Here is a 23,060-nt window from a genome sequence, read left to right as displayed (position 1 = left end):
GCAGTTTCAGTTGCTATAATGTTATGATAAAATTTATGCGAAGAAGTACGGGAGAGTGATCTTCAATTGAGTAAACGAGACTATTATGAAGTATTAGGCGTATCAAAAGATGCATCTAAAGAAGATATAAAAAAAGCATATCGTAAACTAGCAAGAAAATATCACCCAGACGTCAGCGAAGAAGAAAATGCGGCTGATAAATTTAAAGAAGTCAAAGAAGCTTATGAGGTTTTAAGCAACCAGCAAAAACGTCAGCAGTATGATCAATTTGGCCATGCGGGTGCACAGCAAGGTGCGGGTCAAGGTTTTGGCGGTTTTGATGACTTTGGCGATTTTGGAGACATTTTTGATATGTTCTTTGGTGGCGGAGGCCGTCGTCAAAGAGATCCTAATGCTCCTCGAAAAGGTCAAGATTTACAATACACAATGGAAATAAAATTTGATGAAGCAATCTTTGGTAAAGAAACAAAGATTGAGATTCCGAAAGAGGAAAAGTGTGAAACATGTGATGGTTCAGGTGCAAAACCTGGTACATCAGTTAAGACATGTAGCCATTGTAATGGTGCAGGTCAATTAAACATGGAACAAAATACTCCGTTTGGTAAAGTAGTTAATCGTCGTGTTTGTCACTACTGCGAAGGAACAGGTCAACAAGTAGAGGAAAAATGCGGAACTTGTGGCGGCTCTGGAAAAGTGAAGAAACGTAAGACGATTGATATTCGTATTCCAGCAGGTGTTGATGACGGCCAGCAAATTAGAGTTACTGGTCAAGGTGGTTCAGGTATTAACGGTGGACCTCCTGGAGACCTATTCGTTGTCATTCGCGTCAAACGTCATGAGTTTTTTGAAAGAGATGGCGATGACATTTTATGTGAAATGCCAATCACATTCACTCAGGCTGCACTAGGTGATGAAATTGAAGTTCCTACTGTACATGGTCGAGTGAAACTAAAAGTTCCAGCTGGAACACAAACCGGTACACACTTTAGGTTGAAAGGCAAAGGTTCACCAAACGTACATGGGTATGGACATGGTGACCAGCATATTCTAGTTAAAGTAATGGTACCTAAGAACTTAAATGATCAACAGAAAGAATTATTAAGAGAATTCCACGAATTAAGTGGTGATGAATCATTAGATGAACAGCAAGATAATTTATTTCAACGAATGAAACGTGCCTTTAAAGGGGAATAAATTTGAAGTGAGTGATGATGTATGAAATGGTCTGAACTAAAAGTTCACACGACGAATGAAGCAATTGAACCAATCTCGAATATTTTACATGAATCAGGAGCAAGTGGTGTTGTGATTGAAGATCCACAAGATCTTTACAAAGATCGGGTTCCCTTATATGGAACGATTTACGAATTAGATCCTAGTAATTATCCTGAAGAAGGGGTTTATGTAAAAGCTTATCTTCCTGTTAATAGCTTTTTAGGTGAAACAGTGGAAGAGATTAAACAATCAATTAATAACCTTGTTAAATATGATATTGATATTGGGAAAAATAATGTCACTATATCTGAAGTTAATGAGGAAGAATGGGCAACAGCTTGGAAAAAGTACTACAAGCCAGTGAAAATTTCTGAGAAGATCACCATTATTCCAACATGGGAAGAATATGAACCTGTTAGTAGTGACGAGCTAATTATTGAATTAGATCCAGGAATGGCTTTTGGAACTGGAACGCATCCAACAACCGTATTAAGTATCCAAGCTTTGGAACAATACGTGAATAAAGACGATATTGTTTATGATGTAGGTTCTGGGTCAGGTGTGCTGACTATTGCATCTGCACTTTTAGGCGCTAGTCATATTAAAGCTTTTGATTTAGATGAAATTGCAGTCAAGAGTACAACAATTAATGTTAAATTAAATCATGTTCAAGACCGTGTAGAAGCTAAGCAAAATGACTTACTAAAATCAGTTGATGCAGGAGCAGACCTTATCGTTTCAAATATACTTGCAGAAATTATTTTAGATTTTGTTGATGAGGCTTATGAAAAAGTCAATCCTGGTGGTTATTTCATCACTTCAGGTATTATCAAAGGAAAGAAAGATGTAGTGAAACAGGAACTACTATCAGTTGGATTTGAGATTTTGGAAGTTAATCAAATGGAAGATTGGATTTCCATTGTTGCTAAAAAAACAGAATAAAAGAGGTTGGCTCATGCAACGATATTTCATACCTAAGGAAAATTGGCAAGACAATCAAGTAATTATAACAGATGATGATTATCACCATGTCGTTAATGTCATGCGAAAACAAGAAGGTAATCAAATCATCTGTTGTAACCCTAATGGGCAAGCTTTTTATTGTGAAATAAATTCAATTAATGAAAAACAAGTTGTATGTAACGTCTTAGAAGAACTTGAAGAAAACAATGAATTGCCTATTCATGTCACCATTGCACATGGTTTGCCAAAAGGTGATAAGTTAGATCTGATTGTTCAAAAGTCTACTGAATTAGGAATGGGAGATTTTGTTCCTTTACAGATGGACCGATCCATTGTTAAATGGGATCATAAAAAAGAACAAAAGAAACTATTAAGATTAAAAAAAATAGCAAAAGAAGCAAGCGAACAATCACATCGTTCAAGGATTCCTGCAATTCAAGGTAAGCAGACCATTCATACATTATTACAAAATCAAGAATTTGATATGTGTTTAGTAGCGAGCGAGTACTTGACCAAAGATCAATCGAGTCAGTCATCATTTAGACAAGCTATTGATAAAATTTCACCAGGTCAAAAAATTCTATTGATTATTGGTCCGGAAGGTGGACTTTCAGAAGAAGAATTAAGCTTCTTACATGAACAAGGTTGTTTGCCTATACGTTTAGGAGCAAGAATTTTAAGAACTGAAACGGCACCTTTATATGCATTATCTGCCCTATCTTTTTATTTTGAAGAATGGAGGTGTGAAGTGTGACAAAAGTAGCTTTTCACACTTTAGGCTGTAAAGTTAACCATTATGAAACCGAAGCCATCTGGCAATTTTTTAAAGAAAATAACTATGAGCGCGTGGAATTCAATCAGCACTCAGATGTTTACGTCATCAATACGTGTACTGTAACAAATACTGGGGATAAAAAGAGTCGTCAAGTCATCCGACGTGCTATAAGAAAAAATCCTGAAGCTGTTATTTGTGTTACAGGTTGCTATGCACAAACTTCACCTGATGAAATTATGGAAATACCAGGTGTTGATATAGTTGTAGGAACACAAGAGCGAAAAAAAATGCTTGAATACATAGAGCAATATAAAAAAGACCGTGAACCGATTAATGGTGTTAAAAATATTATGAAGACTCGTGTGTTTGAGGAGATGGATGTTCCTCAATTTACTGATCGAACAAGAGCTTCTTTAAAAATCCAAGAAGGTTGCAATAACTTCTGTACGTTTTGCATTATCCCGTGGGCTCGTGGTCTAATGCGTTCTCGCCCTCCTGAGGAAGTTGTGACTCAAGCTCAACAATTAGTTGATGCGGGTTATAAAGAAATTGTGTTAACAGGTATTCATACAGGTGGATATGGTGAAGACCTAAAAGATTACAATCTTGCTCAATTACTTAGAGATTTAGAGACTAAAGTACGTGGGTTAAAACGTATTCGTATTTCTTCAATTGAAGCCAGTCAAATATCTGATGAAGTAATTGACGTATTGGATCAATCAGAAAAAGTCGTACGTCATTTACACATTCCACTTCAATCTGGTTCTGATACAGTATTAAAACGTATGCGCCGTAAATATACAATGGAATTCTATATGTCCAGAGTGAAGAAAGTTAAAGAAGCATTACCTGGTCTTGCCATAACTTCAGATGTTATTGTTGGTTTTCCTGGTGAAACAGAAGAAGAATTTATGGAAACATATCGCTCTATACAAGAAATTGGCTTTTCTGAGCTACATGTTTTCCCATATTCTCAAAGAACAGGTACTCCTGCTGCGCGCATGAAGGATCAAATTGAAGATGAAATTAAACATGACCGCGTTCGTCGCTTAATTGAGTTATCTAATCAACAAGCTAAGGAGTATGCTTCTCAATATGAAAATGAAGTATTAGAAGTTATACCAGAAGAACGTTACAAGAAAGAGCCAGATAGTGGTTTATATGAAGGGTATACAGATAATTATTTAAAAGTAGTTTTCCCATGTTCAGAAGATATGGTAGGACAAATTGTAAGAGTTAAAATTACTAAAGCTGGTTATCCTTATAACGAAGCTGAGTTTGTTCGTGTAATGGATGATGAAACTGTAAAACAAGCTGCAAATCAATAAGGAGTGTATGATATGACAAATTCAAGTCTAGCTGCAATGATTGACCATACTCAACTAAAGCCTGATACACAGGCAGAAAAAATTAATCAAATTTGTGCTGAAGCCAAAGAATATGGATTTGCTTCAGTATGTGTTAACCCGACTTGGGTCGTTCATTGCCATGAGTTACTAAAAGATTCAGAAGTAAAAGTTTGTACAGTAATTGGCTTTCCATTAGGAGCAACTACACCACAAACAAAAGCATTTGAAACAACAAATGCGATTGAAAATGGTGCGACTGAAATTGATATGGTCATTAACGTCGGTGCTTTAAAAGATGGAAGATATGAAGAAGTTGAAAATGATATTAAAGCTGTCGTAGATGCAGCTAGAGATAATGCACTTGTTAAGGTAATTATTGAGACATCTTTATTAACTAAAGAAGAAAAAGTTAAAGCTTGTGAATTATCTAAAAAAGCAGGAGCAGACTTTGTTAAAACATCCACTGGTTTTTCTGGTGGTGGAGCAACTGTTGATGATATTCGCCTAATGCGTTTAACTGTAGGACCTGAGATGGGCGTTAAAGCATCTGGTGGTGTTCGTAACTTAGAAGATGCTAATGCTATGATTGATGCAGGAGCGACACGTATTGGTGCATCAGCGGGTGTAGATATTGTTAGTGGTAACGAAGCAGATACAGATTATTAATATTTGAGTCTTGAACAAAAGTGATTGTACAGTAGGCGAACAATAATATAATGAAATTACAAGCGTAGACTCCTGGTCGACTAAGTTCGGCCACGTCCTGTGGCCACGTCGACACTTGAGCGTCCTGTGCCTGCGGTTACTCAGCACAAACTCAGGCAGAGAAGTTATTCTAAGTAGCATTAGCTCTTCGCAGGAATAGCGCGAGCTGAAAATCACCTAAAACTCACGGATGTGAGTTTTAGGAAGTTGAAGCCGTGCCTGCGGAAAGCGAAGTGTTTTGACGAAGCGTAAACAAAAAGCCGTACTATGATAAAAATTAATTATCATGGTACGGCTTTTGTTTTTAGTAAAACTTATGTTTCAGCCTCAATTTTATTTTGGATAAACAAATTTTAAAAACTTTATAAAAGGCTTAAGAAAGACAAGAAACAAAATGCCTGTAAGCACATTATAAATTACAGCTAAATATACAATTTGCTGTTCTGGAATGCTTGAAAGCCATTGAGCAATGGTGACCATAGGTTGTCCTATAAATATAGGAAAAGCTACAACACCACCAATAACATTAATCCATATATGCGCATAAGCAGTTATTCTTGCTAAATACGGCTGTTTTAAAGAGACTAAATATACTGTGAAGCATGTCCCTATATTGGCCCCTATTAATATATAGTAGACTTGGATTAATGGAATAGATCCTCCGTGTGAAAAACTCATTAATACTCCTGTAGCCACAGTTGATGATTGAATAACCATAGTAAAGAACATGCCAAAAGTAGCTAATGAAAAAGGCTGATTGTGAGGTGAATTTGCTATGGTCTCAATTTTTTCAGCAGGGATCATATGTAATAGATTTTCAAATCCATTTAAAGCACTAAATACAATGCCTAGACCAAACATAATACATCCTGTTAACATGAATTTAGTTTTGGGGATAAAAATTAGTACTAAACCAATAAATAAGCATAAAAACATGAGTTGAACTTCATTCCAGACGAATAACTGAGCGGTAAAAGTCGTCCCAATATTGGCACCAATTAAATAACAAATGGCAAAAGGTAATGAAAGCTTTGCTGTAGCTAGAAATGTAATTAATAAAGCTATTGAAGCTGAACTGCTTTGAAGTATTAGTGTTAAAAAGATTCCGAGTATTAAACCATTTACAGGTGATAGATCTGGGTTTATTTTTTCTAACTGATTATAAGTAAGACCTTTAATTCCTAAGCGCATTAATGTAATTCCAAATAAAAAAATGGCAATAAATATAAATATCGTCATAACCATTGTGTACATGCCTCAACACCTCATTTCATTTTATGGTTTTATTAAGAAAACATGATTAAAAGATTGATTGTTTATTGATTTTTCTTCAATTGTTTAATATAATAACTAGAGATGTGCGACCGAACCGCGCATGTTTTATATTGTGTTTTATTTGGAGGGAGGGTTGAGCATGTCAAATACAACTCGCGTTAAAAAGAATGAGTCTATTGAAGATGCTCTTCGACGCTTCAGACGTAGTGTTTCAAAAAACGGAACGTTGTCTGAGTATCGTAAGCGTGAATTTTACGAGAAGCCTAGCGTACGTAGAAAGAAAAAGTCAGAAGCTGCTAGAAAGCGCAAAAAATAGAAGAGGGTGTAACATGGAATGACTTTGCTTGAACGTTTGAACGAAGATATGAAACAAGCTATGAGGAACAAGGAAAAAGATCGTCTTGCTGTTATTCGTATGGTGAAATCATCATTACAGAATGAAGCGATTAAAAAAGGCGAAGAACTAAACGAAGAAGAAGAAATACAAGTACTAACACGTGAAGTAAAGCAAAGAAAAGATTCCCTCCAGGAGTTTCAAAATGCCAATCGAGAAGATCTAGCAGAAAAAACTGAGCAAGAATTAAAAATTATTCAAGCTTATTTACCAGAGCAATTATCTGATGAAGAATTAGAACAAATTGTCGTTGAAACGATTAATGAAGTAGGTGCCTCATCAAAGAGTGATATGGGGAAAGTGATGAGTGCAGTTATGCCAAAAGTAAAAGGGCAAGCAGATGGCTCTAAAGTAAATAAAATGGTTATGAACCATTTACAATAATAATTGATAAATACCTAACCTATTTCTGTAGGTTAGGTATTTATTTTTATGTCATTTTAATAGATATGTGATATTTATTAAAAAATTGAAACAAAAACAGTTGCTTAAACGTAATAATGTTTAGGATAATAGGAGAGAGGGGGGAGGAAATGAGAAGAAAGTTTTATTTGTGGATTATTATTTTAGTTTCGTTTATATGGATCAACCAGGCTTCAATCAATGCTGATCAACATGAAGATAGTACATCTATCTATGTGGTACCGGTTGAAGATGCTGTTGAACAAGGTCTAGCAGCATTTTTAGAAAGAAGTATAAAGGAAGCAGAAGAGAATTTTGCCGATTATATTGTATTTGAAATCGATTCTCCTGGTGGTCGTGTAGACTCTGCAAATGAGATCGCTAATTTAATTACCGGAACGGATATTCCAACAGTTGCTTATATCATAAATCAAGCTGCCTCAGCAGGATCTTACATAGCTCTAAATACAGATGAGATTTATTTTAAACCAAATGCAAGAATGGGAGCAGCTGGCGTAATTAATTCAGACGGTACTGCTGCAAGTAAAAAAGCGCAGTCTGATTGGATAAAAGCTATGAGGGCAGCGGCAGAATCTAAAGATAGAGACCCATTATATGCCGAGGCGATGGCTAATAAAGATATTGATTTGCCTGAACTCGGTGCGCCTGAGGGTGAGTTTCTAACTTTAAGTCCAGAAGAAGCGGTTGAAGTGGGATATGCGAGTGGTATTGCTGAAGATCGTAGAGAATTATTTGATATGATGAAGATTAGTAGTCCAAAGGTTGAAGAAATGGAGTTGACCATCTCTGAACATATTGCAAGGTTTATTACTAATCCAGTGGTAATACCTATATTATTGTCCATTGCAAGTATCGGTCTAATCGTTGAATTATACTCACCAGGGTTTGGTATTCCAGGTATATTAGGTCTTTCATCATTAATCCTATTTTTCTACGGTCATTTAGTCGCCGGTTTGGCAGGATATGAATCACTTATACTACTAATAGTTGGTTTAATATGTATCTTACTGGAGATATTTGTACCAAGTGGAATTCTTGGAATTATAGGTGCTGGAGCTATATTAGGTGCTCTGTTAGTCTCAGGAGCTGACATGGGACATATGGCATTCAGTATAGGTATTGCCTTATTAGTTTCAATAATTTTAGCTATAGTTCTATTTAAGAAATTAGATTTCAACCGCGGTATTTTACGTCATATAGTTCTTTCTGATTCAACTAAAACAGATCTCGGATACGTATCAAACGAAAACAGAATGGATTTAATCGGACGTCAGGGTGAAGCTTTAACTTTCTTAAGACCGTCTGGTACAGCGGTCTTTGATGGAGAACGTATTGATGTTGTATCTGAAGGGTCATTTATAGAAAGACATACAAAAATAGAAATTGTAAAAGTAGAAGGTTCTAGAGTAGTTGTTCGAGAAGTACAAGAACAAGAATAAAAGTTATTATAGGAGGAATTTTAAATGGGTATTGAACAAAGTTTATTTCCCTTAATTATTGTTGCAGTTTTAATAATTGCAATCGCTATTTTATTTACGTTTGTTCCAGTGATGCTTTGGATTAGCGCTTTAGCAGCTGGTGTAAAAATTAGTATCTTTACATTAATCGGTATGAGACTTCGTCGTGTTGTACCTCGTATGGTTATTAATCCGTTAATTAAGGCTCATAAAGCTGGGCTTGATGTTAAAACCAACCAACTTGAGAGTCACTATTTAGCTGGTGGTAACGTAGACCGTGTGGTAAACGCATTAATTGCGGCCCACCGTGCTAATATTGAATTAAGTTTTGAGCGTTGTGCGGCTATTGACTTAGCTGGTCGTGACGTATTAGAAGCTGTACAAATGAGTGTTAACCCTAAAGTAATCGAAACACCATTTATCGCTGGTGTAGCAATGGATGGTATTGAGGTAAAAGCAAAAGCAAGAATCACAGTTCGTGCAAACATTGACCGTTTAGTTGGTGGTGCTGGTGAAGATACAGTGATCGCACGTGTTGGTGAAGGTGTTGTAAGTACAATTGGTTCTTCTAAAGGCCACGGTGCTGTATTAGAGAACCCGGACCTTATTTCACAAAACGTACTTTCTAAAGGTTTAGATGCAGGTACTGCATTTGAAATCCTATCAATTGATATTGCTGATGTGGATATCGGTAAAAACATCGGTGCGATGTTACAAATGGACCAAGCGGAAGCCGATAAGAATATTGCACAGGCAAAAGCCGAAGAACGTCGTGCTATGGCCGTTGCACAAGAACAAGAAAACGTTGCAAAAGTACAAGAAATGCAAGCGCGCGTAGTTGAAGCAGAAGCAGAAGTTCCACTAGCTCTAGCGGAAGCTTTACGTAGTGGTAACATGGGTGTTATGGACTATGTAAATTATAAAAATGTGTTAGCTGATACAGATATGCGTGATATGATTAGCAAATTAAATAAAGAAGATACAGAAGATCAAGATGATAGAAAATAATCCCGAATGATTAGGGTGATGTAAATGGATTTTTTAGATGCTATTTTTAGTAACATCTTTATACTCGTTGCCATTATTGCGGGTTTATCGAGTTTATTCAAGAAGAATAAATCCGAAGATGATCAGCCAGTTAGAACAGAACGACCTAGGCAAAGTCAGACTAATAATAACCAGAATGAAAATAAAACTGTCACTGTTGATACTTTATCTCGAAATTCTGGTGAAGAGGAAGTTCAAATTGATACATCTAACTCTTGGTATGAGCAATTAGAGGAATCAAGAGAACGTCGAGAAAAAAGTAAAAGTGATAAAAACTTAGACAAAATTAAACAACGCTCATTGTATAACAAAGATCGACAAACTGTTTCTAATATCTCTGTCAGAAAGAATTTAAATAGTAAACGATTGATTGAAAGTCTTGTAATGAGTGAAGTTTTGGGTCAACCAAAAGCAAAACAAAGAAGAAATTACTAATTTAAAGGATTTGTGTATTGTTGAATTGTGAAGCTACAGGCGGACGCTTTCCGCGGGCAACGCTTCAGCCTCCTCGCTGTGGGGTCTTCAGCTGTTGTTTTTCCCGCGAAGCCCTGGACGGGTAAGTGTCGACGTAGGCCACAGGACGTGGCCGTATTTAGTCGACCAGGAGTCGCCGCCTTTCGCTCACAATTCAACTTTTTCTATATAATAAAACAACAATGTGCTGTAACAAGCCAAATTTTATTTGATAGGATGGAAGTTAATCTTCCATCCTGTTTTTATTTGTAAAAAATTAACAATAACACAGAGTTAAATTAGCTGAAAACCATTGCTTTTTCTATTAACACTTAAGTTTTTATCATGTTTCATCCAGGATATAGTGATACATTTAAGAATTAATTCATAAATTGGTTGTGATAGGGGGATTTCATATGAAACGTATGCGTAAACGTGTCAACCAATGGCTGACCGGACAACTCCAATTACCAGCAGACATTGTTTATGATTACCCACGAATAACTTTAATTGGTGATATTCACTTATATATAGAGAATCACCAAGGGCTGTTAACCTTCGAATCAGATCTAATTGAAGTTAAACAGCCAAGCGGTATGATTCGCGTCGAAGGGGAAAACTTAGTTATTAAAAATTTGTTAAGAAAAGAAATTGTTATAGAAGGAAAGATTTCCGCTATACACCACAATGAATAATTTTAAGGGAGGGAATGATTATTAAAAAACAATATATCTTGGATGGATATGTGGATGTAGTGATCACAGGTAAGTCTACTGAACGAATGATTAATGATTTAACTCGTAAAGGAGTATCTTTTTACGATGTTAGGAAAGTAAGTAATCATGAAATACATCTTAGAATGAAGTACACTGAAGCTTTCAATTTAAGAAATGCTCGTAAACAGTACGGATGTAAAATACATTTCAAAAAAAGGGGTGGTGTACCTCATTACTATCAAAATAGACGAAAATGGTTACCATTAGTTATTAGTATTATATTGGTCATTAGTTTTATTTTTGTATTATCGAACATGGTATGGAAAGTCGAAATAAGTGGAGGATCACCTGAAGTACGGTATGAAGTTGATGAACTTATTGATTCATTGGGATTAAATCGTGGTTCTTTTATACAACAAATGGATAGCATAAGTAATATCGAGCGTGAAATTATGAATAAAGTTGAAGAAGTTTCTTATGTGGGCATAAAACGGACAGGCACTGCTTATCACATAATGATTGAAGAAAATAAGAATAATATGAATGATTTAAATAGGGATCCAAGTAATTTAGTTGCCGAGCAAACAGGAACCATTCAACGTATGTATGTAACGAATGGAAGGCCTGTTGTAAAAGTTAATGACTTTGTTAAAAAAGATGATGTGTTAGTAACAGGAAAATTGGATGATGAGAAAGAAATATATACTTATTCAGAAGGAGAAGTCATTGCTGAGGTTTGGTATAATGTTAACGGAACAATTAATTTAGCAACTGAGAAGAGAGATCTAATAGATGATGTTGAGGACCATTATGCGATAAAGTTTGGTGATTATGAGTGGTTCCCAAAACAACCTCGAGAATTATCTTTGCTAATGGAAGAAAATAAGCCTGTCTATTTCTTGTTTTGGAAAACGCCGATCTCCATTCAGAAAAAATACTACTATCCCGAAAGTGAAGCTGTAGAGACTTTTGATGAGGAAGAATTACTTCAAGATGCGATTGTCGAACAATTAAAAAGAAAGTTAGGACAATCTATAGAAGTGGTCTACCAAAAAGTTTTGCACCAGGAAAAAGACAGTGATAAAGTTAAATTAGAAATCTTTGTTAAAGTTTTGGAAGATATCACCAAAGAACAAATTATTGATCAAGGAGATTGATGTATGACAGAAACCAGTAAAACAATTGATTTACACTTAGAAGATCATTCAGATACATTAAATTTATTTGGAACTAATGACCGTAATATTAAACAAATTGAGCATTTTATCCCAGTTAAAATCTTAACAAGAGGCGGTCAATTAAAAATTATTGGTGAAGAAGAGAACGTAAATATCGTTAATTCATTATTTGAATCTGTGTTAAAAGTTATTAATAAAGGTATTAATATAACAGAACGTGATATAATTTATGGTCTTGAATTAGCGAAAACAGGAAAGATAGAACAATTTGAAACGCTTTTTGAAGATGAAATTACTAAAAACCAACAAGGTAAACCAATCAGAGTTAAGACTTTAGGACAACGCGATTATGTTCATTCAATGAAGAAGAGTGATCTCGTGTTTGGTATAGGGCCTGCAGGTACAGGTAAAACATATTTAGCCGTAGTCATGGCAGCAAAAGCTTTAAGAAACAATGAAGTTAAGCGTTTAATTCTCACGCGTCCAGCAGTTGAAGCGGGTGAAAGCCTTGGATTTTTACCTGGTGACTTAAAAGAGAAAGTAGATCCTTACTTAAGACCATTATATGATGCACTTCACGACGTAATCGGATCGGAACATACATTGAGATTGATGGAGAGAGGAACGATTGAAATTGCTCCATTAGCTTATATGCGTGGGCGTACTTTAGATGATGCTTTTGTTATATTAGATGAAGCACAGAATACGACGCCTGAACAAATGAAGATGTTTATTACTCGATTAGGGTTTGGATCTAAAATGGTAATCACAGGTGATATAACTCAGATTGATTTACCTAAAGGTGTAACATCTGGACTTAAAGTGGCTGAAGATCGCTTAAGTTACATTGATGGGATCCGATTTAATTATCTTAAAGGGTCTGATGTGGTACGTCACCCTCTTGTCCAAAAAGTAATTGAAGCATATGAAAAATAATGTTTAGCTTTATAAAAAGAATTAAGAATGTGAAAAACTGAGGGGTTTATTCTGCAGGACTTTAACTTCTTAAGGCTTAAGCCAACCAAGGTTTATCTAATAATAAAGTTGGTGTTCAAATGAAACTGATTAGTAAAAAATCTCCTTTCTTATTTCTAAATATTAAAAGAATATATTTTTACTCAATTATTGCTTCTTTGATTACACCAACTGTTTTTATGACGATTATTTCACTTCAATTCGTTCAAAATCAGTTTACTTTACACCAGTTTCTTATTTTATTAAGCGTAGCTCTCCTTATTTTTGTTATATTACAATTAGAGACTGCAAGACAGACAGATTGGTCATATCAACAAACGGTTACTTTTTCTTTTTTAGGATTAGGTATGTTAATTCTGATGTATGCTTTCCAGGCCATTGGAAAAGATATATCAAATTTGTTCTACATTACTCCAATTGCGGCTTATCCAATCTTAATTAAACATTTTATAAATGAACGATTTGCGATGGTCAGTTCAGTGTTTATAGCTATATTTGGCAGTTATTTGCTCAGTTTTAATAATGTTGAAGTATATCAAGTGTTTTTGTATTTATTGTTATCTCAATGGTTTGCAATTTTTCTCTTTCAATCAATTAAAGATCGTAAAAACCTCTTCAAAACATCGACATGTCTGTTTGCCATACATGTTTTATTAGTATTAGTTTACGAACTGAATAGTTGGTCGATGTTTATGGCCCCAGACATTATGCTTTCTTTGCTATTTTCTTTTTTATCTGTGTTATTCGCTGTTATATTAACATTAGGTATCTTACCTATATTTGAGGCCGGATTTAATATGTTAACGGAATCAAAACTGTTAACACTTTCTAACCCCAACCATCCTTTATTGAGAAAGTTATTGGTTGAAGCACCAGGTACATATCACCATAGCGTTATGGTTGCAAACCTGAGTGAATCAGCTTGTGAGGCCATTGGAGCGAATGGGTTATTAGCCAGGGTAGCAGCTTATTATCATGATGTAGGAAAAGCGTTAAAACCCCATATGTTTATTGAGAATCAAAACAACATGAAAAACCCACATGACTCAATGCCTCCTGAGAATAGTGCCCAAATCATATTACAACACCCTTATGATGGTGCTCATTTACTAAAAGAACACGACTTGCCAGTAGAAATTATTGATATTGCCGAGCAACATCATGGAACGACATTGCTTAAGTATTTTTATCATAAAGCTAAAGAGCGACATGATTCAGTAAAAGAGTTGGAATTCCGGTATGATGGACCAATTCCTCAAACAAAAGAGGCGGCTATTATAAATATTTGTGACTCTGTAGAAGCTGCTGTACGCTCAAAAGAAAAGCCTACCAATGAAGAAATCAATAAATTAGTTCGCTCGATTATCTATGATCGATTAATGGATGGTCAGTTCAACGATAGTCAATTAACTTTAAGAGAGCTGCTGATTATTGAAAAGGATATATGTGATATGCTTAACGGGATTTTTCATGCAAGAATTGAGTATCCTAATGACAGGGTTGCACAGACGACGCAAGGAGGACAATAACATGAATGTAGATTTTATTGATGAAACGAACCAAGTCACAGATGATCAGAAAGACATTATTGAAAAACTCGTTGATTTTGCTGCGAAAATGGAAGAAGTAAATGGTGACGCAGAACTATCAATTACACTTGTTAATAATGAAGAAATTAGAGAAATTAACCGTGATTATCGAGGGAAAGACTATGCAACTGACGTTATTTCATTTGCGTTACAAGAGCAAGGTGAAGATGAACTTGAAATTATTGGTGAGGACCTTCCAGAACACTTAGGTGATATCATAGTTTCTATTGAAAAAGCAAAAGAACAGGCAGATGAATATCAACATACATTTCAACGGGAGTTAGGTTTTTTAATTGTGCATGGCTTGTTACACTTATTGGGGTATGATCACCAATCAGTTGAAGAAGAAAAAGAAATGTTTGAACGCCAGGAACATATTTTGCAGGAATTTGGATTGAAGAGAAATGAGAATAAATAATATTGGTTTTAAACATGCTATAAGAGGAATCATTGTGGCACTACAGACTGAATTAAACATGAAAATACATGTTATTTCTATGCTGATTGTTATTTTTACTGGCTTTATGTTAAAAGTAACTGTTGTAGAATGGTTATTTTTAATTGGGGCAATTGGATTAGTCATAACAACAGAATTAGTTAATACCTCTATAGAAAATATTACTGATCAATTATTTAAAGGCCACCACGAAGTAGCCAAAAACATTAAAGATATAAGTGCGGGTGCTGTATTAGTAGCTTCCATAACTGCAGCAATTATTGGCATCGTTATTTTATTACCTAGAATAGTTATTTTCTTTTAATTTGAGGGTATTCGTTATTTACGAATACTCTTTTGTCTTTTCACGATAACTTTTGTCGAAGATATGAAAAATCTTTAGCTTTGTAGTAAAATGAATTTTACAAACATCAAATAGGAGAATTTAATATGAATGACAACTTTAGATCAGGATTTATTGCAATTATTGGACGACCGAATGTAGGGAAATCAACGTTTATGAATCAAGTATTAGGACAGAAAATAGCGATCATGAGTGATAAACCTCAGACGACTAGAAATAAAATTCAAGGGGTTTACACAACTGATCATTCTCAATTCGTGTTTATTGATACACCAGGCATCCATAAACCTAAGCACAGATTAGGTGACTTTATGGTTCAATCATCGATTAATGCTTTAAATGAAGTCGATTTAGTGATGTTTATGGTAAACGCGAAGGAAGGTTTTGGTCGTGGAGACCAGTTCATTATCGACAAGTTAAAGAATGTCAATCAGCCAATATTTTTAGTCATTAATAAGATTGATGAAGTCCATCCTGATGAACTACTACCTATGATTGAAGAATATAAAAATAAATTAAATTTCCAAGAAATAATTCCAATATCCGCTTTAAACGGAAACAACGTCAATCGGTTACTTGAGGTTATGGAAGGGCACTTACCAGAAGGCCCACAGTTTTATCCAGAAGATCATATCACAGATCATCCGGAACGATTTATTATTAGTGAATTAGTAAGAGAAAAAGTTCTACATCATACACGAGAGGAAATTCCACATTCAATTGCTGTGGTAATTGAAGGGATACAAGGTCAGGAAAATTCAGACGTGATAGATGTACAAGCTACAATTATTGTCGAGCGCAAGTCCCAAAAAGGAATTATTATTGGAAAACAGGGACAAATGCTGCGTCAAATAGGTAGTGAAGCACGTAAAGATATTGAAAACTTATTAGGTTCAAAGGTTTATCTTGAATTATGGGTGAAAGTCCAAAAAGATTGGCGTAATAAAATGCACCAGTTACGTGATTTTGGTTATAACGAAGATGATTACTAAAATCAACTGGTAATATTTTTTAGTTATGAACTTTTCAAAACAACGAAAGCTATGAGTAAAGAAAAAATGTTTTCAGTCTGATGGGAACACGAGCAGAATTTCTCTTGCCTGTGTGTAACAGCAGCGTGGACATTTGTTTGTGATCAATAAATCTGAAAGGTGGAGATTTTGATGATCGATTTACCTTGGAAAGTGTTTAGTAAAACAGGAAGTGTTGAGACTTATTTATTGATGAAACAAATGGAAGAAGCTTATAGAGGTTCGCACCAAAAGATTGGCATGAAAGATACTAAAGCAATAAATAAATAAAATTTAGTTGTTTGATGAAAGTTAGGGAGAAGTATGTTTGAGAAAGTTCAAGGGATCGTGGTTCGAACACGAGATTATGGGGAAACCAATAAAATAGTTACTTTGTATACAAAAGAATATGGCTTACTTAGTGCTGTCGCTAGAGGGGCAAAGAAGTCTAAAAGTAGAATGGCTGCTATTACGCAGCCATTTATATATGGATATTTTTTAATACAGATGGGTAAAGGTCTAGGTACCTTGCATCAAGGTGAAATCCTTCATAGTATGCGGGGGATCCGTGAGGACATTGTAAAAACCGCTTATGTATCTTATATAAGTGAACTCCTCTCAAAAGTTGTTAATGAACGCGAGCCCAATTCAGCAATATTTGATGAATATTACATGAGCTTGGAAAGGATCCTGGACGAAGAATCACCATTAGCCATTTCCATGATGTTCGAATTGAAGATGTACCATGTTGGAGGCTTTGCGCCAGTTGTACATAGCTGCGTTAATGGACATACGGACAGACCCATTGCGGCATTTTCAATAGCTGATGGAGGCGTGATTTGCGATCAATGTATTATACGTTCAGAAGATTATATTTTATTACCTGCAAATGCATATAAAGTCCTTAGACACATGAATAGTACGAGTATTAAACGCATCCGAAATATTTCAATTAAACAAGAAACGTTAAAAATTTTAAGAGAAATCATGGATTATTATTACGAACGCTATGGTGGAATGTATATAAAATCTAAACGTTTTCTTGACCAGATGCATTTATTAGAATAAGAGTACGATTAAAAAGGATGACAAATCTCTGAAAATTTGTCATCCTTTATTTATTATTGGGTTAAAATAATATATAATATTTTGATATAGTATGTCTTATTAGAATGAGGTGGTGAACACAATGGAATTATCTCACCGACAAGAACAAATTATTAATATTGTTAAAGATAATGGCCCAATAACAGGCGAAAATATCGCTGACCGTTTAAACTTAACTCGAGCTACATTAAGACCTGATTTAGCTATTTTAACGATGGCAGGCTTTCTTGATGCTCGCCCGCGCGTTGGTTATTTTTATACTGGAAAAACAGGATCTGAGCTTTTGTCTGATCAACTAAAAAAATTAAAGGTACGTGAGCATCATTCGGTTCCTGTTGTTGTAAATGATAAAGTCTCCGTGTATGATGCAATTACAACAATGTTTTTAGAAGACGTTGGCACTTTATTTGTAGTAAATGAATCTTCTTTACTCGTAGGAGTATTATCTAGAAAAGATCTTTTAAGAGCAAGTATGGGGAATCAGGATTTATCGGATATACCGGTACATATTATAATGACTAGAGTACCTAAAATTAAAATTTGTCACAAAGAAGATTTACTGCTGGATGCTGCAAATAAACTAATTGAAAATCAAATCGACGCCTTGCCTGTCGTTATTGATCGTGAAGATGGGCAGGAAGTAGTTGGTCGTTTAACTAAAACGAATGTTACGAAGGCTTTTGTTGATTTAGTCAGGGACGAAAACGTCTAAAAGGAGGAAGTTTAAATGGCGGAAAAGACCTTTTATGTATTATCAGACTCCGTGGGAGAAACAGCTGAATTATTAGCCAAAGCTGCACTAAGTCAGTTTTTGAATGTAGATATGAAAATTCAACGTATTCCATATGTTGATGATGAAGCTACTATGGTTGATGCATTTCATTTAGCTAAAGAAAACGATGGCATTATTGCTTATACACTTGTGAAGCCTGATTTCAGAGTGAAGATGTTAGAACTCTCTCAACAGTTTAATGTTGTAGCGATTGATGTATTAGGTCCATTATTAAAGCAGCTAGAATCACACCTTAACGAACCACCAACTCTTCAACCTGGCCTAGTACATAAACTCGATGAAGATTATTACAAACGAGTGGAGGCAATTGAATTTGCCGTAAAATATGATGATGGTAGAGATGCAAAAGGGATTTTAAAAGCAGATTTAGTCTTAATTGGAGTATCAAGAACATCTAAAACACCGTTATCCCAATTCTTGGCTCACAAACGACTTAAAGTAGCTAATGTACCGATCGTACCTGAAGTAGAACCGCCTGAAGAACTGTTCCAAGTATCGCCTGAGAAATGTATAGGGTTAAAAATTAGCTCGGAGAAATTGAATCATATACGTACTGAAAGATTAAAGGCTTTAGGGTTGGATGGTACAGCCAATTATGCTAAAGAAGAAAGAATTTTACAGGAGATTGATTATTTCAATAAAGTCGTTGATCAAATTGGTTGTGATACGATTGATGTTTCTAATAAAGCGGTAGAAGAAACCGCCAATGTTATACTAAGAAAATTAAAGATGTAATGATCAGAGCTGCTTATTAAAAGCAGCTTTTTTGTGTTTTTAAAAATTCCTGTAAAATGAGCGAAAGGTGGCGACTCCTGCGGGAATAGCACGAGTCTCGAGACCCCGCAGGCAATGTTTTATCTGCCGAGGGATGCGCCTGCGGTTACTCGGCGCAAGGGACAAAGAAGATTATTCGATGTAGTTCCCTGGCTCGAGCCGTGCCCGCGGAAAGCGTCCACCTGTAGCTAAACAAATAAACATTATACTTTTTAGAAAGGAAAGTTTTCATGCAATTAAAAAGATTAAAACTTCAATCAAACCATTCGCATATTTGTTATGAATCGTTTATAATCGTTATTTGTGGAATGAAGTAGATTAATAGAGTTTGACTACCCATTCCAGTTTGCCCTTGAATTCTACAGGGTATACATATTATATATGTATGAATAATAAAGTTATAAATTTAACAACTTTATTAAATAATAAAATTTTTGTCGATTAATGAAGGTATTTTAATTGTTATATCGAATTAAATGACATGGTGATGTAGATGTCTTATAAAATCCCACAGGAAACGATTGATCAAATCACTGGTAACAATGACATAGTGGATGTCATCAGTGAGCATATGAAATTAACAAAAAAAGGACGTAATTATTTTGGCTTATGTCCTTTTCATGGTGAAGATACACCATCTTTTTCCGTTTCCCCTGAAAAACAAATATTTCACTGTTTTGGTTGTGGGAAAGGCGGAAATGTTGCCACTTTCTTAATGGAAATAGAGAATATCTCATTTTCCGAAGCTCTAAAAACTTTAGCCGATAAGAGTGGTGACCAACTACCTGCAGAGTGGTTAAATAATAAACCACGCGGACCACAATATTCCAATGAACAGCAAGATGTAATTAAAGCTTATGAGTGGTCAAATAAGTTGTTCCATCACGTATTGAAGCATACTAAAGATGGTAAAGATGCCCTTAATTACTTAAAAAATAGAGGTTTTTCAGATGACTCTATCGAACATTTCCAATTAGGGTACTCTCCCAGGAAAGAACAGTTTTTAGGCGCATTTCTTAAAGGAAAAGGCTTTGAACTGGAAAAATTAGTGGATTACGGTTTATTAAATAGCCGAGATGGGAATAGCTTTTTTGACAGATTTCAAGGAAGAGTCATATTTCCAATTCATAATCATCAAGGAAAAGTCATTGGTTATGGAGGAAGGGCAATATATGATGGTGACCAACCTAAATATTTAAATAGCCCTGAATCAAACTTGTTTCAAAAAGGAAAGATACTATATAACTTTTATCAGGCGAGAAAGCACTTTCAAAAACAAAAGCGAGTGATCCTATTTGAGGGTTACGCGGATGTTATTAAGGCTTACCAGGCCGGTGTACCAAATGGCGTAGCCACAATGGGAACGAGCTTAACAGATACACATGCCAAAATACTTAAACAGTATGTGGATGAAATTATTATATGCTTTGATGGTGACAAAGCTGGTAAAGAAGCAAGTTTTAAAGCATCAAAAATATTAAAAAAAGCAGGATTGTTTGCACGAATAGCGAATGTACCTAATGAGATGGACCCAGATGATTACTACGAAGAACATGGAGCAGAAGCATTTCAAAAGCTAATCAATTCTGCGGAGAGTTATGTCGCTTTTTCATTACAATATATAAAAAAAGATTATAACTTAAGTGTCGATCATGACAGAGTTAAATATATTGAAAAAGCATTAGATATTATCTCAAATGTAAATCAAGCTGTTGAAAGAGATTTCTACTTAACAGAACTTGAAGAAACATTTAAGTTAGATCGAAATACGTTAAATCATGAAATTGACAGTCGTATGAGAATAATGCGGCAGCCAAAAGACAATGATAAACATGTTAGGAAATCTAACTATGAACAGAATAATTGGAATAAAAACCAAAAATTATATAGTGCCTATCAAAATGCCGAACGACATTTGATTGCTCATATGCTTCAAAATGAGCATATTGCAGACAGGGTTCAGCAGCGTTTAGGTTCTTCCTTTAATATTGAGGATCATCAGGTATTAGTTACTTATTTGTATGCATATTATGAGGAAGGGAATGAACCGAACGTTAGTTACTTCATTGAACGATTACCAGATGAATCCACCCGGCAGTTAACAATTGAACTGGCATTATTACCAATTAATGAATCATTAAGTGATCAAGAGCTAGAGGATTATTTTCTTGCGATAAATAAAGAGAATGAGTGGAGCAAAGAAATGCGCACTCTAAAGCAAATGCTTAAGCAAGCTGAAAAAGAAAACGATCCACAATCGGCCGCAAGAATCGGCATGAAAATTATTGAGTTAAAAAAGAAAAGCATCACGTAAGTCAGCGACCAGTTTGGAAGGAGGGGTATTGATGGCTAACAAGCCAGTAGATCCAAAACAAGGGTTAGAAGAACAGGAACTAACACTTGAACAATCAAAAGAGCAATTATTAGAAATGGGTAAGAAACGAGGTGTACTCGTTTACGAAGAGATTGCAGATAAATTAGGGCACTTTGAGTTAGATTCTGAACAGATGGATGAGTTTTATGAAGTCCTAGCTGAAGAAAGTATTGATGTCATTGGTGAAAATGATGAAGACCCTAATATGCAAAAGATCGACAAAGAAGAAGAGTTTGACCTTAATGACTTAAGTGTACCTCCAGGGGTGAAAATCAATGACCCTGTTAGAATGTACCTAAAAGAAATAGGTCGAGTTGATTTATTAACAGCTGATGATGAAATTGACCTTGCTCACCGTATTGAACAAGGTGATGAAATCGCTAAACAAAAATTAGCTGAAGCAAACTTAAGGTTAGTTGTCAGTATTGCGAAGCGTTATGTTGGGCGTGGCATGCTATTCTTAGACCTTATCCAAGAAGGTAATATGGGTCTAATTAAAGCAGTTGAAAAATTCGACTACCGTAAAGGTTTTAAATTTAGTACTTATGCAACGTGGTGGATTCGTCAGGCAATTACACGAGCAATCGCTGACCAGGCTAGAACCATTCGTATTCCGGTACACATGGTTGAAACTATTAACAAGCTAATTCGTGTCCAACGTCAATTATTACAGGATTTAGGACGTGAACCGACACCAGAAGAAATCGGGGAAGAAATGGAACTTTCTCCAGAAAAGGTCCGTGAAATACTAAAAATTGCACAAGAACCTGTGTCATTAGAAACACCAATCGGTGAAGAAGATGATTCACATCTAGGTGACTTCATTGAGGACCAGGATGCACAATCTCCATCAGATCATGCAGCATATGAGTTGCTTAAAGAACAATTGGAAGATGTGTTAGATACACTAACTGACCGTGAAGAAAATGTATTACGCCTTCGCTTTGGACTAGATGATGGAAGAACAAGAACCCTTGAAGAAGTCGGGAAAGTTTTTGGAGTTACAAGAGAGCGTATTCGTCAGATAGAAGCAAAAGCTTTACGCAAACTAAGACACCCAAGTCGAAGCAAACGCTTAAAAGATTTCCTAGAATAAATTTTAGGAATTCTAGGGGTGTACAATGGGACAAGAGAAAAAAGAAATTATACTTGAAGAAATTAAATACTGGAAAACTTCTAAATTATTACCTTCTGAATACTGTGATTTTCTAATAATGTTATACACTCAAGGTGAAGGAATTACAGAACAGAAAGAACACCATCGAAAGCAACACGGAAGTATATGGTTCATGTTAGACCTTATTTTCTTGTTGCTTTTGATTCCTATTTTATTTCTGGGTTTATTTTTCTATAATCCATCTGTCATTGTAAGTTTATTAATTATATCAGGCATACTTTTAATTATTGGTGGCCATTATTATTACTACAAAAAGCTTAATACAGTATATGTTCATTTACCGATAATTTTATTTTTCCTCATATTTTTAATAAGCAGTATACATTTATTACAGTTAATAACTGGACAAGATACCTTAATAAAAGCCATTATATTTTTACATTGTTTCTTATGGCTATTGATCGGCTATTGGAAGCAATTGTATTATTTGGTTGCCTCAGGAATTGTTGGCGTAGTCATTTTAGTCATTTATTATTTTGTTATATAAATATTCACAATTTCTCTCTTTTAG

The 23,060-nt window shown here is 35.1% G+C and carries 25 protein-coding genes; 24 read left to right on the top strand and 1 reads right to left on the bottom strand.

The window, feature by feature from the left end; genetic code table 11:
* Positions 1-66 precede the first annotated feature (66 nt).
* The 5 genes from dnaJ to deoC are packed head-to-tail and all read left to right on the top strand — an operon-like array spanning position 67 to position 4,968.
* The gene (dnaJ, locus tag E3U55_RS00230) at positions 67-1,194 is read left to right on the top strand and encodes a molecular chaperone DnaJ (protein ID WP_134338316.1); all 1,128 of its coding nucleotides are present in this window, start codon (positions 67-69) and stop codon (positions 1,192-1,194) included.
* A gap of 21 nt (positions 1,195-1,215) precedes the next feature.
* Positions 1,216-2,157, top strand: a complete 942-nt coding sequence (gene prmA, locus E3U55_RS00225; RefSeq protein WP_134338315.1) for a 50S ribosomal protein L11 methyltransferase — start codon at positions 1,216-1,218, stop codon at positions 2,155-2,157.
* 13 nt (positions 2,158-2,170) lie between these two features.
* Positions 2,171-2,932, top strand: coding sequence for a 16S rRNA (uracil(1498)-N(3))-methyltransferase (locus tag E3U55_RS00220; RefSeq protein ID WP_134338314.1), 762 nt, complete (start codon positions 2,171-2,173; stop codon positions 2,930-2,932).
* The gene (gene mtaB / locus E3U55_RS00215) at positions 2,929-4,281 is read left to right on the top strand and encodes a tRNA (N(6)-L-threonylcarbamoyladenosine(37)-C(2))-methylthiotransferase MtaB (protein ID WP_134338313.1); all 1,353 of its coding nucleotides are present in this window, start codon (positions 2,929-2,931) and stop codon (positions 4,279-4,281) included. The genes E3U55_RS00220 and mtaB overlap by 4 nt, the downstream gene beginning before the upstream one ends.
* Before the next feature lie 12 nt (positions 4,282-4,293).
* Positions 4,294-4,968 (top strand): deoxyribose-phosphate aldolase, encoded by a 675-nt coding sequence (deoC, locus tag E3U55_RS00210; RefSeq protein ID WP_134338312.1) that lies wholly within the window; start codon positions 4,294-4,296, stop codon positions 4,966-4,968.
* A 372-nt stretch (positions 4,969-5,340) separates the two neighbouring features.
* On the opposite strand, the gene E3U55_RS00205 is transcribed toward deoC, so the two are convergent.
* Positions 5,341-6,261 (bottom strand): Na/Pi symporter, encoded by a 921-nt coding sequence (locus E3U55_RS00205; RefSeq protein ID WP_134338311.1) that lies wholly within the window; start codon positions 6,259-6,261, stop codon positions 5,341-5,343.
* A 160-nt stretch (positions 6,262-6,421) separates the two neighbouring features.
* Between E3U55_RS00205 and rpsU the strand changes: the two genes are divergently transcribed.
* The 19 genes from rpsU to E3U55_RS00110 all read left to right on the top strand — a co-directional run bounded on the left by rpsU (position 6,422) and on the right by E3U55_RS00110 (position 23,036).
* Positions 6,422-6,598 carry a 30S ribosomal protein S21 gene (gene rpsU, locus E3U55_RS00200; RefSeq protein WP_134338310.1) on the top strand — a complete coding sequence of 59 codons (177 nt, stop codon included), beginning with the start codon at positions 6,422-6,424 and terminating at the stop codon, positions 6,596-6,598.
* 18 nt (positions 6,599-6,616) lie between these two features.
* Positions 6,617-7,060 (top strand): GatB/YqeY domain-containing protein, encoded by a 444-nt coding sequence (locus tag E3U55_RS00195; protein WP_134338309.1) that lies wholly within the window; start codon positions 6,617-6,619, stop codon positions 7,058-7,060.
* Between the two features lie 149 nt (positions 7,061-7,209).
* Complete coding sequence (locus E3U55_RS00190; RefSeq protein ID WP_134338308.1) at positions 7,210-8,538, top strand: NfeD family protein; 1,329 nt, start codon at positions 7,210-7,212, stop codon at positions 8,536-8,538.
* Between the two features lie 24 nt (positions 8,539-8,562).
* A complete protein-coding gene (gene floA / locus E3U55_RS00185; RefSeq protein ID WP_134338307.1) occupies positions 8,563-9,564 on the top strand; it encodes a flotillin-like protein FloA in 1,002 nt (333 codons plus the stop codon).
* Between the two features lie 24 nt (positions 9,565-9,588).
* Positions 9,589-10,038, top strand: coding sequence for a hypothetical protein (locus tag E3U55_RS00180; protein WP_134338306.1), 450 nt, complete (start codon positions 9,589-9,591; stop codon positions 10,036-10,038).
* Between the two features lie 434 nt (positions 10,039-10,472).
* A complete protein-coding gene (gene yqfC, locus E3U55_RS00175; protein ID WP_134338305.1) occupies positions 10,473-10,751 on the top strand; it encodes a sporulation protein YqfC in 279 nt (92 codons plus the stop codon).
* A 14-nt stretch (positions 10,752-10,765) separates the two neighbouring features.
* Positions 10,766-11,929: a sporulation protein YqfD gene (gene yqfD / locus E3U55_RS00170; RefSeq protein ID WP_134338304.1), complete on the top strand. Its 1,164-nt coding sequence runs from the start codon at positions 10,766-10,768 to the stop codon at positions 11,927-11,929.
* 3 nt (positions 11,930-11,932) lie between these two features.
* Positions 11,933-12,886: a PhoH family protein gene (locus E3U55_RS00165; RefSeq protein ID WP_134338303.1), complete on the top strand. Its 954-nt coding sequence runs from the start codon at positions 11,933-11,935 to the stop codon at positions 12,884-12,886.
* A gap of 119 nt (positions 12,887-13,005) precedes the next feature.
* Positions 13,006-14,454 (top strand): HD family phosphohydrolase, encoded by a 1,449-nt coding sequence (locus tag E3U55_RS00160; RefSeq protein ID WP_134338301.1) that lies wholly within the window; start codon positions 13,006-13,008, stop codon positions 14,452-14,454.
* A 1-nt stretch (position 14,455) separates the two neighbouring features.
* The gene (ybeY, locus tag E3U55_RS00155) at positions 14,456-14,932 is read left to right on the top strand and encodes an rRNA maturation RNase YbeY (RefSeq protein WP_134338299.1); all 477 of its coding nucleotides are present in this window, start codon (positions 14,456-14,458) and stop codon (positions 14,930-14,932) included.
* Complete coding sequence (locus E3U55_RS00150) at positions 14,919-15,275, top strand: diacylglycerol kinase family protein (RefSeq protein WP_134338297.1); 357 nt, start codon at positions 14,919-14,921, stop codon at positions 15,273-15,275. The genes ybeY and E3U55_RS00150 overlap by 14 nt, the downstream gene beginning before the upstream one ends.
* 125 nt (positions 15,276-15,400) lie before the next feature.
* Positions 15,401-16,306 carry a GTPase Era gene (era, locus tag E3U55_RS00145; RefSeq protein ID WP_134338295.1) on the top strand — a complete coding sequence of 302 codons (906 nt, stop codon included), beginning with the start codon at positions 15,401-15,403 and terminating at the stop codon, positions 16,304-16,306.
* Between the two features lie 171 nt (positions 16,307-16,477).
* Complete coding sequence (locus E3U55_RS00140; RefSeq protein WP_134338293.1) at positions 16,478-16,615, top strand: YqzL family protein; 138 nt, start codon at positions 16,478-16,480, stop codon at positions 16,613-16,615.
* A 33-nt stretch (positions 16,616-16,648) separates the two neighbouring features.
* Positions 16,649-17,392 carry a DNA repair protein RecO gene (recO, locus tag E3U55_RS00135; RefSeq protein ID WP_134338291.1) on the top strand — a complete coding sequence of 248 codons (744 nt, stop codon included), beginning with the start codon at positions 16,649-16,651 and terminating at the stop codon, positions 17,390-17,392.
* Between the two features lie 121 nt (positions 17,393-17,513).
* On the top strand, positions 17,514-18,143 hold the full coding sequence (locus tag E3U55_RS00130; protein WP_134338290.1) for a helix-turn-helix transcriptional regulator: 630 nt from the start codon (positions 17,514-17,516) through the stop codon (positions 18,141-18,143).
* Positions 18,144-18,158: 15 nt separating this feature from the next.
* Positions 18,159-18,959: a pyruvate, water dikinase regulatory protein gene (locus E3U55_RS00125; protein WP_134338288.1), complete on the top strand. Its 801-nt coding sequence runs from the start codon at positions 18,159-18,161 to the stop codon at positions 18,957-18,959.
* A 532-nt stretch (positions 18,960-19,491) separates the two neighbouring features.
* A complete protein-coding gene (gene dnaG, locus E3U55_RS00120) occupies positions 19,492-21,312 on the top strand; it encodes a DNA primase (protein WP_134338286.1) in 1,821 nt (606 codons plus the stop codon).
* Positions 21,313-21,343: 31 nt separating this feature from the next.
* Positions 21,344-22,468, top strand: coding sequence for an RNA polymerase sigma factor RpoD (gene rpoD / locus E3U55_RS00115; RefSeq protein WP_134338284.1), 1,125 nt, complete (start codon positions 21,344-21,346; stop codon positions 22,466-22,468).
* Between the two features lie 25 nt (positions 22,469-22,493).
* On the top strand, positions 22,494-23,036 hold the full coding sequence (locus tag E3U55_RS00110; protein ID WP_134338282.1) for a hypothetical protein: 543 nt from the start codon (positions 22,494-22,496) through the stop codon (positions 23,034-23,036).
* Positions 23,037-23,060: the final 24 nt, after the last annotated feature.

The organism is Filobacillus milosensis (assembly GCF_004402015.1).
In the GTDB taxonomy this organism is placed as follows: domain Bacteria; phylum Bacillota; class Bacilli; order Bacillales; family Alkalibacillaceae; genus Filobacillus; species Filobacillus milosensis.
This window is presented reverse-complemented; position numbering and strand designations above follow the sequence as displayed.